Source organism: Mycobacterium sp. 852014-52450_SCH5900713, from assembly GCF_001667075.1.
Taxonomy (GTDB): domain Bacteria; phylum Actinomycetota; class Actinomycetes; order Mycobacteriales; family Mycobacteriaceae; genus Mycobacterium.
On the sequence record NZ_LZIL01000050.1, the window covers coordinates 156,356 to 176,486 of the forward strand.

General features: G+C 66.4%; 21 protein-coding genes and 1 tRNA gene. 13 read left to right on the plus strand and 9 right to left on the minus strand.

Annotation, left to right across the window (positions count from 1 at the left end):
• The first annotated feature begins 19 nt into the window (after positions 1-19).
• On the plus strand, positions 20-928 hold the full coding sequence (locus A5773_RS14910) for a Ku protein (protein ID WP_066957527.1): 909 nt from the start codon (positions 20-22) through the stop codon (positions 926-928).
• Positions 929-946: 18 nt separating this feature from the next.
• Here the strand turns inward: A5773_RS14910 and pstA are convergent, their stop codons facing one another.
• The 4 genes from pstA to pstS (A5773_RS14930) form a co-directional block, all read right to left on the minus strand.
• Positions 947-1,849, minus strand: a complete 903-nt coding sequence (pstA, locus tag A5773_RS14915) for a phosphate ABC transporter permease PstA (protein WP_066957530.1) — start codon at positions 1,847-1,849, stop codon at positions 947-949.
• Positions 1,846-2,844, minus strand: a complete 999-nt coding sequence (pstC, locus tag A5773_RS14920) for a phosphate ABC transporter permease subunit PstC (protein ID WP_066957531.1) — start codon at positions 2,842-2,844, stop codon at positions 1,846-1,848. Before pstC ends, pstA begins: the two co-directional genes overlap by 4 nt.
• Positions 2,845-2,850: 6 nt before the next feature.
• A complete protein-coding gene (gene pstS / locus A5773_RS14925) occupies positions 2,851-3,963 on the minus strand; it encodes a phosphate ABC transporter substrate-binding protein PstS (protein ID WP_066957533.1) in 1,113 nt (370 codons plus the stop codon).
• A 183-nt stretch (positions 3,964-4,146) separates the two neighbouring features.
• Positions 4,147-5,247 carry a phosphate ABC transporter substrate-binding protein PstS gene (gene pstS / locus A5773_RS14930; protein ID WP_066957810.1) on the minus strand — a complete coding sequence of 367 codons (1,101 nt, stop codon included), beginning with the start codon at positions 5,245-5,247 and terminating at the stop codon, positions 4,147-4,149.
• 277 nt (positions 5,248-5,524) lie between these two features.
• Between pstS (A5773_RS14930) and A5773_RS14935 the strand changes: the two genes are divergently transcribed.
• From A5773_RS14935 to A5773_RS14960, 6 genes are all read left to right on the plus strand, one after another.
• Positions 5,525-6,316 (plus strand): SDR family oxidoreductase, encoded by a 792-nt coding sequence (locus A5773_RS14935; RefSeq protein WP_066957535.1) that lies wholly within the window; start codon positions 5,525-5,527, stop codon positions 6,314-6,316.
• 24 nt (positions 6,317-6,340) lie between these two features.
• Complete coding sequence (locus A5773_RS14940; protein ID WP_066957537.1) at positions 6,341-7,417, plus strand: diacylglycerol kinase; 1,077 nt, start codon at positions 6,341-6,343, stop codon at positions 7,415-7,417.
• A 49-nt stretch (positions 7,418-7,466) separates the two neighbouring features.
• On the plus strand, positions 7,467-8,774 hold the full coding sequence (locus tag A5773_RS14945) for an Nramp family divalent metal transporter (protein WP_369817365.1): 1,308 nt from the start codon (positions 7,467-7,469) through the stop codon (positions 8,772-8,774).
• Positions 8,775-9,830, plus strand: coding sequence for a poly-gamma-glutamate hydrolase family protein (locus A5773_RS14950; protein ID WP_066957541.1), 1,056 nt, complete (start codon positions 8,775-8,777; stop codon positions 9,828-9,830). It abuts the gene before it with no gap.
• Between the two features lie 23 nt (positions 9,831-9,853).
• Complete coding sequence (locus A5773_RS14955; RefSeq protein WP_082948243.1) at positions 9,854-10,678, plus strand: LLM class F420-dependent oxidoreductase; 825 nt, start codon at positions 9,854-9,856, stop codon at positions 10,676-10,678.
• Between the two features lie 113 nt (positions 10,679-10,791).
• Complete coding sequence (locus tag A5773_RS14960; RefSeq protein ID WP_082948244.1) at positions 10,792-12,189, plus strand: phosphoribosyltransferase family protein; 1,398 nt, start codon at positions 10,792-10,794, stop codon at positions 12,187-12,189.
• 17 nt (positions 12,190-12,206) lie between these two features.
• Here the strand turns inward: A5773_RS14960 and A5773_RS26305 are convergent, their stop codons facing one another.
• Entirely contained in the window at positions 12,207-12,374 is a 168-nt protein-coding gene (locus A5773_RS26305; RefSeq protein WP_197505490.1) for a hypothetical protein, read from the minus strand.
• Positions 12,375-12,652: 278 nt separating this feature from the next.
• Between A5773_RS26305 and A5773_RS14965 the strand changes: the two genes are divergently transcribed.
• The 3 genes from A5773_RS14965 to A5773_RS14975 all read left to right on the plus strand — a co-directional run bounded on the left by A5773_RS14965 (position 12,653) and on the right by A5773_RS14975 (position 13,907).
• On the plus strand, positions 12,653-13,078 hold the full coding sequence (locus A5773_RS14965) for a hypothetical protein (protein ID WP_066957543.1): 426 nt from the start codon (positions 12,653-12,655) through the stop codon (positions 13,076-13,078).
• 94 nt (positions 13,079-13,172) lie between these two features.
• Positions 13,173-13,625, plus strand: a complete 453-nt coding sequence (locus A5773_RS14970; protein WP_067791420.1) for a DUF5709 domain-containing protein — start codon at positions 13,173-13,175, stop codon at positions 13,623-13,625.
• Positions 13,626-13,834: 209 nt separating this feature from the next.
• Positions 13,835-13,907, plus strand: a tRNA-Arg gene (locus tag A5773_RS14975).
• Position 13,908: 1 nt separating this feature from the next.
• On the opposite strand, the gene A5773_RS14980 is transcribed toward A5773_RS14975, so the two are convergent.
• The 3 genes from A5773_RS14980 to A5773_RS14985 all read right to left on the minus strand — a co-directional run bounded on the left by A5773_RS14980 (position 13,909) and on the right by A5773_RS14985 (position 15,892).
• Positions 13,909-14,142: a hypothetical protein gene (locus A5773_RS14980; RefSeq protein ID WP_066957546.1), complete on the minus strand. Its 234-nt coding sequence runs from the start codon at positions 14,140-14,142 to the stop codon at positions 13,909-13,911.
• 46 nt (positions 14,143-14,188) lie between these two features.
• Positions 14,189-14,329, minus strand: a complete 141-nt coding sequence (locus A5773_RS26070) for a hypothetical protein (protein WP_156659761.1) — start codon at positions 14,327-14,329, stop codon at positions 14,189-14,191.
• Between the two features lie 84 nt (positions 14,330-14,413).
• The gene (locus A5773_RS14985) at positions 14,414-15,892 is read right to left on the minus strand and encodes a DUF4185 domain-containing protein (protein WP_066957548.1); all 1,479 of its coding nucleotides are present in this window, start codon (positions 15,890-15,892) and stop codon (positions 14,414-14,416) included.
• Positions 15,893-16,436: 544 nt separating this feature from the next.
• Between A5773_RS14985 and A5773_RS14990 the strand changes: the two genes are divergently transcribed.
• The 3 genes from A5773_RS14990 to A5773_RS15000 are packed head-to-tail and all read left to right on the plus strand — an operon-like array spanning position 16,437 to position 19,661.
• Positions 16,437-17,663: an acetyl-CoA acetyltransferase gene (locus tag A5773_RS14990; protein ID WP_066957549.1), complete on the plus strand. Its 1,227-nt coding sequence runs from the start codon at positions 16,437-16,439 to the stop codon at positions 17,661-17,663.
• A 1-nt stretch (position 17,664) separates the two neighbouring features.
• Complete coding sequence (locus A5773_RS14995) at positions 17,665-19,179, plus strand: carotenoid oxygenase family protein (protein WP_066957551.1); 1,515 nt, start codon at positions 17,665-17,667, stop codon at positions 19,177-19,179.
• Entirely contained in the window at positions 19,179-19,661 is a 483-nt protein-coding gene (locus tag A5773_RS15000) for a VOC family protein (protein ID WP_066957553.1), read from the plus strand. The genes A5773_RS14995 and A5773_RS15000 overlap by 1 nt, the downstream gene beginning before the upstream one ends.
• A 4-nt stretch (positions 19,662-19,665) precedes the next feature.
• Here A5773_RS15000 and A5773_RS15005 read toward each other — a convergent pair whose 3' ends face one another.
• Positions 19,666-20,100 carry a hypothetical protein gene (locus A5773_RS15005; protein ID WP_066957555.1) on the minus strand — a complete coding sequence of 145 codons (435 nt, stop codon included), beginning with the start codon at positions 20,098-20,100 and terminating at the stop codon, positions 19,666-19,668.
• Between the last annotated feature and the right edge of the window lie 31 nt (positions 20,101-20,131).

Below are 20,131 nucleotides of genomic sequence, written 5' to 3' on the forward strand. Positions count from 1 at the left end.
TATGGGCATACTGACTTACATGCGCTCCATCTGGAAGGGCTCGATCGCGTTCGGGCTGGTCAACGTCCCGGTCAAGGTGTACAGCGCCACCCAGGACCACGACATCAAGTTCCATCAGGTGCACGCCAAGGACAACGGCCGCATCCGATATCAACGCGTGTGCGAGGTGGACGGCGAGGTCGTCGAATACCGCGACATCGCCCGGGCGTTCGAATCCGATGACGGGCAAATGGTCATCATCACCGACGACGACATCTCCACCCTGCCCGAAGAACGCAGCCGCGAGATCGAGGTACTGGAGTTCGTGCCCGCCGAAGAGGTCGACCCCATGCTGTTCGACCGCAGCTACTTTCTGGAGCCGGATTCCAAGTCGTCGAAATCCTATGTGTTGCTGGCAAAGACGCTCGCCGAGACCGATCGGATGGCGATCGTGCACTTTACGCTGCGCAACAAGACGCGGCTGGCGGCGTTGCGGGTCAAGGACTTCGGCAAGCGCGACGTGATGATGGTGCACACCCTGCTGTGGCCCGACGAAATCCGCGACCCCGACTTCCCGGTGCTGGACAAGGAAGTCGAGATCAAGCCGGCGGAGCTCAAGATGGCCGGTCAGGTAGTGGAGTCGATGGCCGAAGACTTCAATCCGGACCGCTACCACGACACCTACCAGGAGCAGCTGCAGGAGCTCATCGACGCGAAACTCGAAGGCGGCGAAGCCTTTACCACCGAGGAGCAACCGAAGGAACTCGACGAGACCGAGGACGTCTCCGACCTGCTGGCCAGGCTGGAAGCCAGCGTGAAGGCGCGCTCCGGTAACGGGAAGGCTCCCGCGAAGAAGGCGCCGGCCAAGAAAACGGCCGCCAAGAAGACCACCGCGAAAAAGGCACCGGCGAAAAAGGCACCGGCCAAGAAGGCCGCATCGAAATCCTGACGCGGAACCGCCGCGTGGTCAGCGCCGGCGGCTCGCCAGGAACCGGGTCGCCGCCGCGATCAGGTTGATCACGGCGACGATGATGATCAGGCTCAGCGCCGCGCCCCAGATGCGCAGGAAACCGGCGCGCTCGGGATTGGTGAGTTCGGTGTAGATCAGCAGCGGGAGAGAGGCCATGTTGCCGTGGAAGATGTCGAGGTTGATCGACCGGCTGTAGCCGACCAGCACCAGCACCGGGGCGGTTTCGCCGACGACCCGAGCGACGGACAGCAAGACGCCGGAGACGATGCCGGGCATCGCGATCGGGAACACGATCCGCATGATGGTCTTCCACTTGGGAACCCCGAGCGCGTAGCTGGCTTCGCGCAGATCGTCGGGCACCAGCCTGAGCATTTCCTCGGCGGACCGCACCACCACCGGCAGCATCAACAAGACCAGCGCCAGCGACACGGCGAACGAGCTCTGCTGGAATCCCAGGGTGGCGATCCAGAGGCTGAAGATGAACAGCGCGGCCACGATTGAGGGCACCCCGGCGAGCACGTCGACCATGAACGTCGTCAGCCGCACCAGCCGGCCGGTGCCGTATTCCACCAGGAAGACGGCGGTCATCAGGCCCAGCGGCACGGACAACAGGGCGGCGACGCCGGCCTGCACGACCGTCCCGTACAGCGCGTGATAGATGCCGCCGGCAACCTGCTCCGGCAAAATCCCGTGCAGCGAGTGGGTCCACCAACCCGTTCGGGTGACCGCGTACCAACCCCGGGCCACCACGACCGACAGCACCCAGACCAGCGGCACCAGCGCGATGAGGAACGAGGCGACGAAGAATACGGTCGCCGCGCTGTTCGTGAGCCGGCGCCGGACGCTGACGGGCCGGAACGCCTGGGTTTTGACCGGCCGGTCGAACACGCTGGCCGTCATCCGTTGACCTTCCCGCCGGCGATGGCACGCGCGAGCGCGTTGACGACGAACGTCAAGACGAACAACGCGAATCCCGCGGCGATGTAGGCCCCGGTGGGCAACGGTTCACTGAATTCTGCTGCCGCGGAGGCGATCTTCGAGGCGAACGTGTAGCCGCCGTCGAACAGCGACCAATTGCCCGGGCGCGCGGCGGAACGCAAGATGATCAGGACCGCCACCGTCTCGCCGAGCGCCCGGCCCAACCCCAACATGGACGCCGCGATAACGCCGCTGCGGCCGAACGGCAGCACGGTCATCCGCACCACCTCCCACTTGGTGGCACCCAGCGCTTGCGCCGCTTCCATCTGGATGTGCGGGGTCTGCCGGAACACTTCCCGGGAGACCGACGTGATGATCGGCAGGATCATCGCCGAGAGCACGATGCCCGCGGTGAAGATGGTGCCGCCACCGGCCAGCGAGACGTTGCCCTGCTTGAACAGGAACAACCAGCCGAGGTTGCGATTCAGGAAGGCCGCGACCGGCTCGATCCGGGGCGCCAGCACGAAGATGCCCCACAACCCGAAGATGATCGAGGGCACCGCGGCGAGCAGGTCGACGATCGCCCCGAACGGGCGGGCCAGCCGCTTGGGCGCGTATTGGGTGAGGAAGACCGCGATCCCGACCGCGACCGGCACGGCCACCACCAGCGCGGTGAGCGAACTGAGCACCGTAACCATCAACAGGTCACGAATGCCGAACGCCAGCTTCCCCGCGTCCGTGGTGCTGAACTGGGCGCTGGTGAAGAAGTTCGCGTGGTTGACCCGCAACGACGGAACGGCACGGATCAGCAGGAACACCGCGATCAGCAGGATCGCGACCACGATCGTCGACCCGGCAGCGGCAGCCGTCAGCTTGAACAGCCGGTCGCCCCGCCGAGCTGACGGCGCGCCCAGCGCCTTGAGCTCGGGTTTTTTCGGAGTCGACGGGCTGGCTACCGCTCCTCGGGTCACGACCACCTCAAATCACGTGATGGCGTTGATCGAAGCCGACAGTCTGGACTTGAACGAATCCGGGATGGGGATGTACCCATTGTCGGCGAGGCCACTCTGCCCCGCACCGATCGTACTTTGCAGGAACGCCTTCACCGCAGTGCCGACCTGCGAATCGGGATACTTCGAGCAAACGATCTCATACGTCGCCAGCACGATGGGGTACGACCCGGGCTGGGTCGGCTTATAGAAGGAGAGCGTGTCGAGCACCAGGTCGTTGCCCTGCCCGCTGATCTTGGCCCCGGAAATCGTCTTGCCGACCGAGTCGGAGCTGATCGCGACCGCGTCGGGACCGGCGGACGTGACGACCTTGGCCATGTCCAGTTTCTGCGCCTGAGCGAACGACCATTCGTTATAGGTGATGGATCCCTCGGTGGCCTTGATCGCCGCCGACGTGCCGTCGTTGCCCTTGGCCCCCTCACCGACGCCTCCCTTGAACGTCTTGCCGGCGCCCTTGCCCCACGCACCGTTGGAGGCCGCGTCGAGGTACTTCTGGAAGTTGTCCGTGGTGCCGGATTCGTCGTTGCGGAACACGACGTGAATCGGCTCGGCGGGCAAAGTCACACCCGAGTTGAGCGCCGCAATGGCCGGGTCATTCCACGTCGTGATGGCGCCGTTGAATATTTTCGCCGCCGTCGGGCCGTCGAGGCTCAGCGAAGTCAGGCCCTTGACGTTGTAGGTGATGGCGATCGGGCCGAACACCACGGGCAGGTTCCATGCCGGTGAGCCGCAACGCTGCTGCGCCGCCGCGTACTCCTTGGCAGCAAGCGGCGAGTCCGAACCGCCGAAATCGGTTTGGTTGCCGTTGAATTCACTGATTCCCGCGCCCGAGCCATTGGCGGTGTAATTCAACGTCTGACCGGAGCAGGCTTGCTCGAAGGCGTTGACGAAGCGCGTCATCGCGTTGGCCTGGGCGGTCGACCCGCTGGCCTTCAAGGTCTTCTTTCCGCCACAGGCGACCTTGCCCGACGACGAACCGCTCGTGGCGCTTCCGCCACCGGCGTTGTTGTCACTTCCGCACCCCGACAACGCCAGCGCACCAGCGGTCACGACGCTCATCGCGACACCGAATCGGTTGAGTTTCAAGTCACTTCCTAACGGTAGGGATGAAACATGATTGCCGACGTTCTTCCAGCCGCTGCGCGGCGACCAGCGTCTCTCGCAGCAACGAAGCTAACAGCAAGAAGGTTAACGTTGGGCAAATTGCTGCCGGCCGATTGTCGCTGGCCAGGACGGCTTGCGGACGGCCGCGCGCGGCTGCCGGGAGGCTCACGAAATGGCGTCGATCGCCGCCGACAACCGGGCCTTCAAGGATTCCGGAACGGGAATGTAGCCGTTGTCCGACAGGCCGTTCTGCCCCGCACCGACGGTGCTCTGCAGAAACGCCTTCACGGCGCCGGCGACCTGGGGATCCGGATACTTCGAGCAGACGATCTCATACGTGGCGAGCACGATCGGATACGAGCCGGGTTGGGTCGGCTTGTAGAAGGAGAAGGTGTCGACGACCAAGTCGTTGCCCTCCTCGACGAAGTCGGCACCGGCGATCGTCTTGCCGACCGAGGCGGCGCTGATCGCCACGGCATCCGGGCCGGCCGATGTGACGATCTTGGCCATGCCCAGTTTCTGCGCCTGGGCAAACGACCATTCGTTATAGGCGATGGATCCCTCGGTGGCCTTGACCGCCGCCGACGTGCCGTCGTTGCCCTTGGCCCCCTCACCGACACCGCCATTGAACGTTTTCCCGATGCCCTTGTCCCAGGCACCGTTGGCGGCCGAGTCCAGGTACTTCTGGAAATTGTCCGTCGTACCGGACTGGTCGTTGCGGAAGATCACCCGAATCGGCTCGGCGGGCAACGCGACGCCGGGGTTCAGCGCCGCAATCGCCGGATCGTTCCAGGACGTGATGGCACCCTTGAACACTTTCGCGGCCGTCGGACCGTCCAGATTCAGCGAAGTCACACCCGTGACGTTGTAGGTGATCGCGATAGGCCCGAACACCACCGGCAAATTCCACGCCGGCGAACCACAGCGCTGCCGCGCCGCGAAGTGTTCGATGGGAGCCAACGGTGAGTCCGAGCCGGCGAAATCCGTTTGTTTTCCGGTGAATTCGCCAATACCCGCTCCGGACCCGTTGGGCGTGTAGTTCAGCGTCTGGCCGGGGCAGGCCTGCTCGAACGCCTTGATGAAGCGGGTCATCGCGTTGGCCTGGGCGGTCGACCCGCTGGCCTTCAGCGTCTTCGTCCCGCCGCAGCTCACCTTGCCCGGCGGCGTGCCCGGCCCCGCCCCGTTGTCATTGCTTCCGCAACCCGGCAACGCCAGGGCGACGACGGCCAGGACACTTAGCGCGGCGCCGAATCGATTCAGCCCCAATACGATCCCCATCGGGATAGGTCAAACATGAACGCCACCATTCAATAGCCGCCGCGCGCCGACAAACGGTCAGCAATAAGGCTAGCGCCGGCCTTATGTTCTCGCAGTGGACGCGAACGCGGCGAGGTTGACCCGTTCCAACGGGCCCGGAAGCGGGCGCGGGGCGTTACATCGCGCCGTCGATATGCAAAAGTAGAACCTGTTCCAGAAATGCCGCATCCGAGACGGCGGGGCTTGCTACCGTGTCGGCTGACAACTTGGGCGAAGAGAGGCCGCAATGATCCTTGACAGATTTCGTCTCGACGACAAAGTCGCCGTCATCACCGGCGCCGGCCGCGGCCTCGGGGCGGCCATCGCCCTGGCTTTCGCCGAGGCCGGTGCGGATGTCCTGATCGCCTCGCGAACGGAATCGCAACTAGAAGGCGTCGCCGCACAGGTTCGTGCGGCCGGGCGTCGGGCACACATCGTCGCAGCCGACCTGGCCCACCCCGAGGTGACCGCGCAGCTGGCCGGGCAGGCCGTCGAGGCCTTCGGGAAACTAGACATCGTCGTCAACAACGTCGGCGGCACCATGCCCAACACGCTGCTGACCACCTCGACCAAGGACCTCAAGGACGCATTCACCTTCAACGTCGCCACCGCCCACGCGCTGACCGTCGCGGCGGTACCCCTCATGCTCGAGCACTCCGGCGGCGGCAGCGTCATCAATATCACCTCGACCATGGGCCGGCTCGCCGGGCGCGGCTTCGCCGCCTACGGCACCGCCAAGGCCGCGTTGTCCCACTACACCCGGCTGACCGCCCTGGACCTGTGCCCACGCATCCGGGTCAATGCGATCGCACCGGGATCGATCCTCACCTCCGCGCTGGACGTCGTCGCGTCCAACGACGAGCTGCGCGCGCCGATGGAGAAGGCCACGCCCATGCGCCGACTCGGTGATCCCGTCGACATCGCCGCCGCCGCAGTCTATTTGGCGTCTCCGGCGGGGAGCTTCCTGACCGGCAAGACGCTGGAGGTCGACGGCGGCCTCACCTACCCCAACCTCGACATCCCCGTCCCGGACCTGTGACCCCCGACCGCTAAGGAGCCCGCCATGGCAATCCCCGTCGTTCAATTGGGCACCGGCAATGTCGGCGTCCACGCGCTGCGAGCGCTCATCACCAATCCCGAGTTCGAGCTCAGGGGCGTCTGGGTGTCCTCGGACGCCAAGGCCGGTAAGGACGCGGCGGAGCTTGCCGGGCTTCCCGATTCGACCGGCGTGCTGGCCAGCACCGACCTGGACGCCGTACTCGCCACCGGACCGCAGTGCGCCGTTTACAACGCGCTGGCGGACAACCGGTTGCCCGAGGCGCTGGAAGACTACCGGCGCGTGCTGGCCGCCGGCATCAACGTCGTCGGCAGCGGCCCGGTCTTCTTGCAGTATCCGTGGCAGGTGATTCCCGAAGAGCTCATCAAGCCCATCGAAGACGCTGCGCGCGAAGGGCATTCGAGCGTATTCGTCAACGGGATCGATCCCGGCTTCGCCAACGACCTGCTGCCGCTGGCGCTGGCCGGCACCTGTCAGAACATCCAGCAGATTCGCTGTATGGAGATCGTCGACTACGCCACCTATGACAGCGCCGCGGTCATGTTCGACGTGATGGGCTTCGGGAAGCCGCTCGACGACGTCCCCATGTTGCTGCAGCCGGGCGTGCTCAGCCTGGCGTGGGGATCGGTGGTTCGGCAGCTGGCGGCCGGTCTGGGGATTTCGCTCGACTCAGTCGCGCAAGAGTACGTGCGCGTGCCGGCGCCGGAGGACTTCGACATCGCGTCCGGGCACATCCCCAAGGGCAGCGCCGCGGCGCTGCGGTTCGAGGTATTCGGCATGGTCAACGGCGACCCCGTCGTCGTCCTCGAACACGTCACGCGGCTGCGCGAGGATTTGTGCCCGGACTGGCCGCAGCCCGCCCAGCACGGCGGGTCGTACCGCATCGAGATCACCGGCGAACCCTCCTACGCGATGGATGTCTGCCTGAGCAGCCGCAAGGGCGACCACAACCACGCCGGGCTGGTCGCCACCGCGATGCGGGTGGTCAACGCGATCCCCGCGGTGGTGGCCGCCCCGCCGGGAATCGTGACGACGCTGGACCTGCCCCTGATCACCGGCAAGGGCCTTTACCTGCCGGGCTGATCGCCGGGCGCGGCCGGAAGCGCCGGCGCCAGTGACCGCGTCTGCCCGAATGGTGGGTGGCCTCCGGGTATGCCTGGAGTCTTCGGCTAACCTCACTTTCTTATTCGGACGTGTGAATCGAGGGCGACACTTGACGCAGAGCAGCCAGGACTCGCTGAAAAGCAGTTGGTATCTGCTCGGGCCCGCCTTCGTCGCCGCCATCGCCTATGTCGATCCGGGCAACGTCGCCGCCAACGTCAGCTCCGGCGCAAAGTTCGGATACCTGCTGCTGTGGGTCATCGTGGTGGCCAATGCGCTCGCCGGTCTGGTGCAGTATCTGTCGGCCAAGCTCGGCCTGGTCACCGGACGATCGTTACCCGCGGCCATCGGCAAGCGAATGAGTCGTCCGGTCCGGCTGGTCTACTGGGTCCAGGCCGAACTGGTGGCGATCGCCACCGATATGGCCGAAATCGTCGGCGGCGCAATCGCCTTGCGGATTCTGTTCGATTTGCCGCTGCTGCTCGGCGGCGTCATCACCGGGTTGGTGTCGTTGCTGTTGCTGGCGATCCAGGACCGGCGCGGGCAGATCATCTTCGAGCGCGTCATCACCGGACTGCTGCTCGTCATCGCCATCGGCTTCGCGGCCAGCTTCTTCGTGAAGACGCCTCCACCGGACGCCGTCCTGGGCGGGCTGCTGCCGAGATTCCAGGGCACCGAAAGCGTGCTGCTGGCAGCCGCCATCCTGGGCGCCACCGTGATGCCGCACGCCGTGTACATGCATTCCGGGCTGGTCCTCGATCGACACGGGCATCCCGCCGAGGGCGCCGCGCGACGCCTGCTGCTGCGGGTCACCCGGCTGGATGTCGTCCTGGCGATGGCCGTCGCGGGAACGGTGAACGCCGCGATGCTGCTGGTCGCCGCGATCAACCTGCAGCACCGCGACATCCACGCGTCCATCGAGGGCGCCTACTCCGCGATTCACCACACCCTCGGTGCGGCCATCGCGGTGCTGTTCGCGATCGGGCTGCTGGCGTCCGGGCTGGCGTCGTCGTCGGTGGGCGCCTACGCGGGCGCCATGATCATGCAGGGGTTGCTGCACCGCCGGATCCCGATGCTGGTGCGCCGCTTGGTCACCGTGTGTCCGGCCCTGGTGATCCTCGCGGTCGGGTTCGACCCCACCCGGGCGCTGGTGCTGTCCCAGGTGGTGCTGTCGTTCGGGATACCGTTTGCGGTCCTTCCGCTGGTGAAGCTGACCAGCGACCGCGATCTGATGGGCAGCGACACCAATCATCCCGTCACGACGATTGTTGGCTGGGCCGTCGGCGTATTGATTAGTCTGCTTAACGTGGTGCTCATCTGGCTGACGGTGACCGGCTGAATGCCGGCCCGCCGGCACGCCTACTTCGCATACGGGTCGAACCTGTGCGTCAGGCAGATGGCGCTGCGGTGTCCGGACGCCGCCGATCCGCGGCCGGCGGTCCTCTCCGATCACGACTGGCTGATCAACCAGCGCGGCGTCGCCACGGTCGAACCGTGCACGGGGACTCAGGTGCATGGCGTGGTCTGGCAGATCTCAGATGGTGACCTGGCCACCCTGGACAGCGCCGAGGGCGTGCCGGTGCGCTACCGGCGAGACCGGCTGACCGTGCACACCGACGACGGATCGTCGCCGGCCTGGGTGTACATCGACCATCGGGTCACACCGGGCCCGCCCCGACCGGGCTACCTGTCCAAGATCGTCGACGGCGCCGTGCAGCACGGGTTGCCGCAGCGCTGGATCGACTTCTTGCGGCGCTGGGATCCCTCGCACTGGCCTCGCAGGGTGTCGGCGTCAGGTCCTGCGCCACAATCCCTTTCAGCGTTGCTGAGCGAGCCCGGAGTAAGCGAGGCCAGTCAATTGCGTTCGCGTTTCGGCTTTCTGGCCATCCACGGCGGCGGGCTGGAAGAGATGACCGACGTGATCGCCGAACGTGCCGCCGACGCCGCTCACGCCTCGGTGTACGTGCTGCGTCATCCCGACCGCTACCCGCACCACCTGCCCTCGGCGATGTTCGACCCGGCCGAGTCGCCGCGGCTCGCCGAATTCCTCGACCATGTCGACGTTGCGGTGTCGCTGCACGGCTACGGCCGAATCGGGCGCAGCACGCAATTGCTGGCCGGCGGCCGCAACCGCGCGCTGGCCGCACACCTGGCCCAGCACATCCAGTTGACCGGGTATCGGGTCATCACCGACCTCGAGGACATCCCGCCGGAGTTGCGCGGTCTGCATCCGGGCAATCCGGTGAACCGCGTGCGCGAAGGCGGGACCCAGCTGGAGCTGTCTCCCCGCGTGCGCGGCCTGAGCCCGCGCAGCCCGATGCCCGGCGACGACGGCCTGTCGCCGGTCACCACGGCCCTGATCCAGGGGCTAGCGGAAGCGGCACGTTGTTGGTAGTTGTCCTCATCTGTTGAACGGAGTTGTTGGTGGCCAAGGAATTTCGCTTTGGAATGAGCATGCGCTTCATCAAGTCGCGCGCAACTTTCGTCGACAAGGTGAAGCAGGCGGAAGACATCGGATTCGATGTGCTTTGCGTGCCAGACCATCTCGGCGCGGTTGCCCCGATTCCGGCACTGACCGCGGCCGCCATGGTCACCGACAAACTCAAGCTGAGCATGTATGTGCTCAACGCCGCCTTCTACAAGCCCGCCCTGCTCAGCCGGGACCTGGGCGACTTGGACAAGCTCAGTAACGGCCGCCTCGAAATCGGGCTCGGCACCGGGTATGTCAAGGAAGAGTTCGACGCAGCAGAGCTCCCCTACCCCAGTGCCGGCGCCCGGGTGGACTACCTCAACCACATGACGAAATATCTGAAGGAGCATCACCCGACGACACCGATCCTCATCGCGGGCAACGGCGACCGGGTGCTGACCATTGCCGCCCGGCACGCCGACATCATCGGGCTGACGGGTTCGAGGGTGAAAGAGGCCGACGACCCGCTGACCGAACGCGTCGAGTTCGTCCGTAACGCCGCCGGCGACCGATTCGACGCGCTCGAATTGAACCTTGCCGTCACCGCGGTCCCGGCCGAGGGCGAAAGCCTGCCCGACCTGACGATGACCCGTCGCTACGCGGCCGGGTTGTCCGACGACGAGATCCTGGCCATGCACTCGGTGCTGACGGGCTCGCCCCGCGAGATGGCCGACACGCTGCGGGAGTACCGGGAGAAGTACGGCGTCACGTTCATCACCGTCCAGGACAACCACGTCGACAACTTTGCAAAGGTCATCGCCGAACTGCGCTGACCGGTTGGCTGCGGCCGCGCGGTGACCTCGGCGAGCGGTAAGGAGGCGTTGGTCCCCCGGTAAGTGGCCTTAGGGCCCTTCGGCGCGCCCGCAGACCGCGACACACTCGGGAGATGACTCGAAGCGATTGGGGGCGGCCGCTGGGGCAGCGGCTGGCTTCGCTGCGCGGCGATTCGAGACTGTTCGACGATCGTGTTGACGCCGGGCGACAGCTGGGAAAAAGCCTGGAATCGTTGCGCGGTCACGATGTTTTGGTGCTGGGCCTCCCACGCGGCGGTGTGCCGGTGGCCTTCGAGGTCGCCAAAGCCCTGGATGCTCCGCTCGATGTACTGGTGGTGCGCAAGCTCGGGGTCCCGTTCCAGCCCGAATTGGCCTTCGGTGCGATCGGCGAGGGCGGGGTGCGGGTGATCAACGACGCCGTGGTGCGTGAGGCCCGGTTATCCGCGGACGAGATTGCCGCGGTCGAGGCGAAGCAGCGGGCCGAGTTGGCTCGTCGCTCGGAAAGATTCCGCGGCGGGCGTGACCGGATCCCGTTGGCGGGACGGACCGCGGTGATCGTCGATGACGGCATCGCGACCGGCGCGACGGCCAGAGCCGCCTGCGAGGTGGCCCGCGCACAGGGCGCGAGCAGGGTTGTCCTGGCCGTTCCGATCGGCGGACGCGACGTCTTCGAACGGTTCGCCGGGTACGCCGACGAGGTGGTTTGTTTGCATACGCCCGAGTTCTTCTTCGCCGTGGGCCAGGGCTACCGCAACTTCACCCAGACATCCGACGACGAGGTGGTCGCGCTACTCGATCGCGCCCGCGACCGTTCTCGGGGGCCGATCGCCGGCGCCGCCGCGGACGACCCGCCCTTACGCGACGAAGAAGTCAGGGTCAGCACCGGATCGGTGGCGGTGGCCGGACATCTGACGATTCCCGAACATCAGGTCGGCGTGGTGTTGTTCGCGCACGGCAGTGGGAGCAGCCGGCACAGCCCACGCAACCGCTACGTGGCCGACGTGCTGAACGGCGCGGGTCTCGCCACGCTGCTGTTCGACCTACTGACCCCGGAAGAAGAACGAAATCGCGCCAACGTGTTCGACATTGAGCTTTTGGCGCGACGACTGGTCGACGTAACCGGCTGGCTGAGCCGCCAGCAAGACACCGCCGCTCTGCCGGTCGGTTACTTCGGCGCCAGTACCGGCGCGGGCGCTGCCCTGGTCGCCGCCACCGACCCGCGGGTAAACGTCGCGGCTGTGGTGTCCCGGGGCGGGCGGCCCGATCTGGCGGGCGCGTTCTTGGCCAGGGTTTACGCGCCGACGCTGCTAATCGTTGGGGGCAACGACGACGTGGTGCTGGACTTGAATCGGCAAGCACGCGCCGCGATCCCCGGCAAGTGTGAACTGGCCGTCGTGCCGGGCGCCACCCATCTCTTCGAAGAACCCGGGACGCTCGAGCGGGCCGCGACGCTGGCCCGCGATTGGTTCATCGAGCACCTGAGCCCGGCTGCTCTGACCGCGAACCCGTAGTCCGACGGCTCCGATGCCTAACTCGGCGGCACGTGCTCCCCGGCCCGCGGGCACTCGTCGGGCAGATGGATGAGCACCGCGTCGTCATCGGCCGGCGCGGCTTGGCCGCGGCGATGTGCAGTCAGGTAGAGCCATCCCGGTCCGATGGTTTGTTTGCAGCGGGCGCATAGTGGGCCTGCGGCCATTGCTGCCTCCCTTCCCGAACTCACGACCCCGGTTGTCATTCTCCGCGTCTTGGCCATTCGCGGGCTGTCATTTGGGGACATCGGTTGCCGCGTAGCGTGATTCGGGACGTGCACGGTGCCCGGGCCGACTAGACGGCGTCGCGAGTTGGGTAAAACCATTGAACCGCAAGCTGACACGGCGCGGCCCGCTGCCAGACCGAATCCACCCGACAAAGGTGGACTCAAGACATGACTTTCGACTCTCGCCGGCAACGGGTCAGCCGCGCAGACTGCAGGGCATGACCACATCCGACGACACCGCCCAAACCTGGCGCGACGTGGCCGACCAGCTCACCGCTGCGCAGATCGCTCAGCTCGAGCGCCTCGAACGCGACGAACCGCAGACGCTGCTGGAAATGGCGCGGCAGTGGGCGGCCAAGAATGTGTCCGCTGGGATGCCATTCGACTCGATCGCGCCCCCCGACGGTGCGGTTCGGACCTTCGACTGGCAGCTGGACAGGAACTGGTTTCGCGACTTTGAGGGGACCACTCGGCGAGGCGGGCGGGCGCGCGTGCAGATCTACGGTCGACAACAGTTCGACGGCTCGACGCGCCGCTGGATCGCCGTGCATGCCCGCCACCTGGACGCGCTGGACGGGATCGCCGCGCGCGAACTCGCCGCGGCGTTGACCGACGCGGCCGACGAGATCGAGCGGCTCGGCTGAGGATGTTCCGGATGGAACTGGCCCTACCGCTCGACGAGACATATATTGCGGCAGAACAGGTATCGAGGAACGGCGAACACATGACAGGCAAATCGTGACTTCTCACTATGAGACCGGCCCCGCGGCCGGCGAATACAGCGTCGAGGACGACAATCAGCTTCAACCGGAGGACACCCTGATAGACCGCGGCGTAGACGACATCCTCGACGAGGGGTATTCGCCACCCGAGCGGCCTTACGGACGAGGCGCATTCGGTCCGGGCGAGACCATGGATCAGCTCCTCGCCGAGGAAGAGCCGGACCCGGCGGCACGCATCAATGTCGCGCTCGACGAAGCCGAGCAGCAACGCTCGGATGCATCCGAACGCGAGTGCGAATTCCCCCGGCGGCGCGAGGTGGGCCGCGCCCGAGCCGGCCGCCTCGTCGCGCCGGACGAGGGATTCGGCGGGGACTACGAGGATGAATTGGTCGCTTCGGACGTCGGGCTCGACGGGGGCGCAGCGTCCGCCGAGGAAGCCGCGATGCACGTCATCGAGGACGAGGACTGACCGAACGGGCGAGTCCGGCGGCTAGCTCGTGACTACTTCGCCGGCTGACACCCAACCGCGCTGAGCGACCACTACCGTGGACGAAGGCATGGAAGGGCACCGGTCGCCATGAGCGGACCGGCTACACTCACGGCGCAGGACGCTGGACGCACCTTCTGAACGCCTTCACGGACGCGACCCGGGTGCGGTCGGGTGTTCGCAGACGGCCCGCCCTCGTAGCTCAGGGGATAGAGCACGGCTCTCCTAAAGCCGGTGTCGCAGGTTCGAATCCTGCCGGGGGCACTCAGGGTCTAATCCCGTAACCCTCGCCGTCGTCAGCCAGGTAGGTGACGTCGTACCAGCGTCGAGGCGGTTGGGCGCCGGTGTCGTACTCCTCGGTGGCGGTTGCCCGCTCCAGCCGAACATCCGTCAAAAGCGGATTGTGCACGCGGATATAGTCTTCGAGCTCAGCAAGCAGCGCATCGCCCGTCAGTGTCACGTCCGCGAGCGCCTTTGCTTCACGCTTCGCCCAACTCACGCGTACATATTGCCCCGGCCGTCGCGGCCGGCGCCGTCGCGCTGGGTTATGTCGCCATCCGCCCGTCGAGCATGATGCCGAGCCGGACGGCGCCGTCGCGGCGGCGCACGCCCTCGATGCGGATCTCGATGTCTGGCCGCCGCGGCTTGCCGGCGGTCGACGTGGCCGGGTTCTCGAAAGTGATCATCCTCGATCTCCTCTCTCGCTAGGCCCCCGATTCATCCAGGGTGCGCCTGCTTTACCGACTATTGGGGGTGCGACACGATCACGATTAGGGCAAGACGGTGTGCATCAGCATCACGTCGTATGCCGACCACAGCGACAGGTTGAAGTACAGGTCCCGCCCCGACGACCAGGGATGAATCATCGGCGCATAGATGCCGCCGGGCATCGAGAAGGACGACACGAGCGGTTGCTCGGGGCTCCACGGCCCCTGCGGTGCCGGCGCGGTGCGTGCGACCACGTCGTTGCTGCCACCGTTGGTGTAGAGCACCAGGTATTGCTTGAGATAGCTGTTGTATTGGGCCGACATTTCGCCCACCGGGCCCGGGAAGATCGGCGTCGCCGCGCCCGGGTTGTTGGGCACCCAGCGGCCGCCGTTGTCGCCGTTCCAGTACTGGTACTTGGTGAGGTCGGGCAACTGCCCCGGCGGCACCCGCGACAGGAACGCCGCGCCGCCACGTCCCGATGGGGTCCCGAATTGATACAGGTAACCGTCATTGCCCTTCATGAAGGCGCCCATTTGGAAGTTTTCGTTACCGGGGGTGAACCCGGCTCCCGGAATGGCGTCCGCGGAGGCCGTGCGGATCGAGGTGGGGAAAATCCCCCAGTTCTGGCCGTTGTCGTTGGACCGCGCGATCGCCGAGTAGTTCGTGCTCCATTCGCCGTCTCGGCCCCACTGCCGGATCGACATGTAGCTCATGTACTGCGTCCTGCCGATCGAGATGCCGGCGGTCGGAATGATCCCCGTCTCGTGGGCGGCCTTGTGGATGGTGTTGACGACCTGCTTGGACAGGCTCGGCGCCCACACCGGTGAACCGGAGTACCGGTCGTTAGGGACGCCCTCCGCGATGTGGATTCCATGCGACAGATCCCGGTCCGAGCTGCGGAACAGCGTGTTGTAGCGCCACTGTTGACCCTTGACCTTGCAATAGCCGAAGGTGTCGCCGAAGGCCATTAGGACCTGACGGTTCCCGGGATCCCCGTTGTCCCAAGCGATACCGAGGTCGGTGCCGGAAATGCTGAAACGCTGCAGCGTCTTGTTCGGACCGTCGGGTCCGGTCACCCAGTCGACCAGCGAGGTGGGCGCCCCGGCAATCGAGACCGGCGGCGCCTCCGCCGGCGGCTGCGGCGGCGGGACGGGGGCCGCGTTGGGCTGCAGCTGACCGGCGTTGGGCGGTTGCGGCAGACCGGGGACGGGAGGATTCGGCCCGGGCGGAAGAACCTCCGCTTGCGGTCTCATCGGCGCGGCCTGCCGAGGGACCGCCGGCTTGAGGAATGAGGAGATCAGCGGTCCCAGCCTGGGCAGCGGCGCCTGGTCATTGGTGTGGGTGGGTCTGCGCCCGGTGGGCGGTTGGACGACCGGCTGCGGTGCGGGCATCGCCGGCTGCGCGGCGGGCGGTTCCACATTCGCTTCGGGCGCTCCGCACGGGGTGGCATTGGCCGCTGGCGCCGGGCCGACCACGTAGACGAGTCCGACAGCGGCCGCCGACGCCATCGATAGCGACACACTTCGAAGAATCGCCGACATCTAACACCTTTCGAGCTGCGGGGACACCGCATTGACGTCCGTAGTTGGCTCATGTGACGATAGTGATTGGCGCGACTGTTGTGACTAGTGATGCGGCGATAGGTACGCATCCGTGACCGTGTCGAAACCCACCTCGGCGGGGTAGCCCTTCGGCACCCGCGGTGCCTGCCGCAGGCGCCCCGCAAGTGTTGGCCCGCCGGTGGCAACGAGCCAACCCGGCCGTCGAAGGACGCGTCCGCACGCGTCCGATTCGCAGTGACGGGTGCGGCCCCCAAACCGTCGTGCAAGACGCCGGAGACAAACCCGAAGACCGCAAAATGTTTTCGCCCTCACTCGATGAGGTTGAGTTCCGCATGTTTGTCTGCCGCCGTACGGGGCAATGTTTCATGAGAGGCGAACGCGTCGGCCGGCCTTCGCGTACGCCTAGGTCCCGTCGGTTCAGCCCGAGAGCCGACGGGGCCGCCCCAATTTCGGGCACGTTTTCGACCGCAACCGCCCGCGATACGCCTGAACCACGAGGTTTTCCAGGAGTACCGTGCGGCGTATGGATGACTCGGCGGGTGTGTGGATCCTGGGCGGTTGGCAAACCGATTTCGCCCGCAACCTCACCAAGGAGGGCCGCGACTTCGCCGACCTGACCGCGGAGGTAGTCCAGGGCACGCTCGCCGCGGCCAAGGTGAACCCAGCCGACATCCAAGTGGTCCACGTCGCGAACGCCTTCGGGGAGATGTTCGCCGGCCAGGGCCACCTCGGGGCGATGCCGGCCACTGTCTGCGCCGGCCTCTGGGACGCTCCGGCCTCCCGCCACGAGGCGGCGTGCGCGTCCGGCAGCGTCGCGACGCTGTCGGCGATGGCCGACCTGCGGTCGGGCGCCTACGACACCGCACTGGTGGTGGGGATCGAGCTCGAGAAGACGGTGCCCGGCGACACCGCGGCCCAGCACCTGGGTGCGGCCGCCTGGACGGGCCACGAGGGCGCCGACGCGCGTTACCTGTGGCCGTCGATGTTCGCCCAAGTCGCCGACGAATACGACCGGCGCTACGGCTTGGACGACGCACACCTGCGGGCGATCGCGCAGCTGAACTTCGCCAACGCGCGGCGTAACCCCAACGCCCAGACACGTGGATGGACGGTCCCCGACCCCATCACGGACGACGACGCCACCAATCCGATCACCGAGGGCCGGTTGCGGCGCTTCGACTGCAGCCAAATGACCGACGGCGCAGCAGGATTGGTTTTGGTCGGCGACGCCTACCTGCGCGAGCATCCCGGCGCGCGCCCGATCGGGCGCATCGAGGGCTGGGGGCACCGAACGGTGGGGCTGGGTCTGCGGCAGAAGCTGGACCGAGCCGTCGACGACCCCTACGTCCTTCCGCACGTACGGGCCGCGGTGCACGACGCGCTGCGCCGCGCCCGGCTGACACTGGACCACCTCGACGGGTACGAGGTACACGACTGCTTCACCCCCAGCGAGTATCTGGCCATCGACCACATCGGGCTGACCGGCCCCGGTGAGTCGTGGAAGGCCATCGAAAACGGTGAGATCGAGATCGGCGGCCGGCTGCCGATCAACCCCAGCGGCGGACTGATCGGCGGCGGCCATCCGGTCGGGGCGTCCGGCGTGCGCATGCTGCTCGACGCGGCCAAGCAGGTCAGCGGCGCTGCCGGGGAGTATCAGGTCGAGGGCGCCAAGACGTTCGGCACCCTTAACTTCGGCGGCAGCACCGCCACCACGGTGAGTTTCGTTGTCAGCACAGCAGAAAGCGTGTGACATGGACGTTGAGATCGTCGGCAAGTTCCTGTCCACCCTGCCCGAAGACGACGACCACCCGTACCGGACCGGACCGTGGCGTCCCCAGACCACCGAGTGGGACGCCGACGACCTCACCGCCGTGGAAGGGGAACTCCCCCGCGACCTGGACGGCATCTACCTGCGGAACACCGAGAATCCGCTGCACCCGGCGCTGAAGACGTATCACCCATTCGACGGCGACGGCATGCTGCACATGGTCGGCTTCCGTGACGGAAAGGCCTTCTACCGCAACCGCTTTATCCGTACCGACGGCTTCCTGGCGGAGAACGAAGCCGGGGGGCCGCTGTGGCCGGGGCTGGCCGAGCCGGTGCAATTGGCCAGGCGCGAGCAGGGGTGGGGTGCCCGTACCCGGATGAAAGACGCCTCGAGCACCGACGTCATCGTACACCGGGGCGTCGCACTGACCAGCTTCTACCAATGCGGCGACCTCTACCGGGTCAATCCGTACTCGGGCGAGACCCTGGGCAAGGAGAGCTGGAACGGGCGCTTCCCGACCGATTGGGGTGTGTCCGCGCACCCGAAGGTGGACAGCAAAACCGGTGAACTGCTGTTCTTCAACTACAGCAAGCGGGAGCCGTACATGCGCTACGGCGTGGTCGACGAGAACAGCGAGTTGGTCCACTACGTGGACATCCCGCTGCCCGGACCGCGGCTGCCGCATGACATGGCGTTCACCGAAAACTACGTGATTCTCAACGACTTCCCGCTGTTCTGGGACCCCGCCCTGCTCGAGCACGACGTGCACCTGCCGCGCTTCTATCCCGATATTCCATCGCGGTTCGCGATCCTCCCGCGCCGCGGGGGAACTGGTGACATCCGGTGGTTCGAGGCGGACCCGACGTTCGTGTTGCACTTCGTCAACGCCTACGAGGACGGTGACGAGATCGTCCTGGACGGTTTCTTCGAGGGCGATCCCTCCCCGCTGGACACGGGCGGGTCGAAGTGGGACAAGCTGTTTCGGTTCCTGGGGCTCGATCGCCTCCAGTCGCGGCTGCACCGTTGGCGTTTCAACCTGGCCACCGGGGCGGTGCGGGAAGAGCGGCTGTCGGAGTCCATCACAGAGTTCGGCACCATCAACCCGGACTATGCCGCGGGCGACTACCGATACGCCTATGCCGCCACCGGCAAGCCGGGCTGGTTCTTGTTCGACGGGCTGGTCAAACACGACCTGCGCACCGGAAACCAACAGGAATTCCGCTTCGGCGACGGCGTCTATGGAAGCGAAACGGCAATGGCGCCACGCGTCGGCGCCACCGGTGAGGACGACGGTTACCTGGTCAGCCTCACCACCGACATGAACACCGACGCCTCCTATTGCGTGATCTTCGACGCCGCCCGGATCGCCGATGGCCCGGTGTGCAAACTTCAACTGCCGGAGCGTATTTCGAGCGGAACCCATTCGACGTGGGCACCCGGCCACCAGCTGCGGCGCTGGGATACCACCGATTCGGCGGCAAGCGCGGTCGGGTTGTGATGGCCGTCCAGCATCCCCGCCGCACCACGCACTGGCCGGCACAGCTGGCGTCGCTCGGCGGCATTCGCTTCGCGCGCCGGTCGGCGAACTTCCACGAGACGGTGCGGTTCTACCGCGAGCTGGTGGGCTTGCCGCTCTTCGAGACCTTCGGTGACAGCTACGGCAGCAACGGCGCCATCTTCGGCCTGCCCAGCTGGAACCTGACCCTGGAGATCGTGGAATCCGTCGAGCCCGTCGCCGTGGACCACCACGAACAGTTGTGCCTGTACTTCCCCGACCAGCAGGCGCAACAGGCGGCGATCGCCCGGCTGCAAGCGGCGGGGGTCGAACCCGTCGAACAGCATCCGTACTGGGCGGCGACGGGCGCCGTCACCTACCGCGACCCCGACGGTCGCGAAATCGTGTTCGCGCCCTTCGTGTTCGGCGTCAACGAGCCGAGCGACAGCTCGACCTCGGGAACGCACGAGTTCCCTTCGCCCTGAGGTCTCAGCGGCCGGACCGACCAGAAGCCAGGGCCGCGATGACCGCCGCAACCGAGCAGACCACCGCACAGACCGCCGCGACCGCGCCGACATACAGGCCATATTGAGCCGATACCGGCGGATTCACGTTGAGCTTGTAGTACCACGCCGTCAGCGCGACAATCAACAGCGAAATCACCAGCGCGCCAACCGAAGCGAGCCTGACCGACAGTCCGCGGCCGACCATCGCCCCCGTAACCAACAGCGCGGAGGACAGCAGCACGATGAGCTGGCCCGCGCCGAACCCCCGCGGCAGTTCCAAGTTCCCGTGGGCGCCCCCAATGGCGTTTGCCCAGCCTCCGCCGTTGACCGCCGTCGTCAACCACGGCAGCCAGGCGCTGGCCGAAATCACCAACGCGAAGAGCGCCACCAGCCAACCAGGGCGCAGCCGGCGAGTCATGCAAGCGAGATTAGCCGACGCGGGACCGACC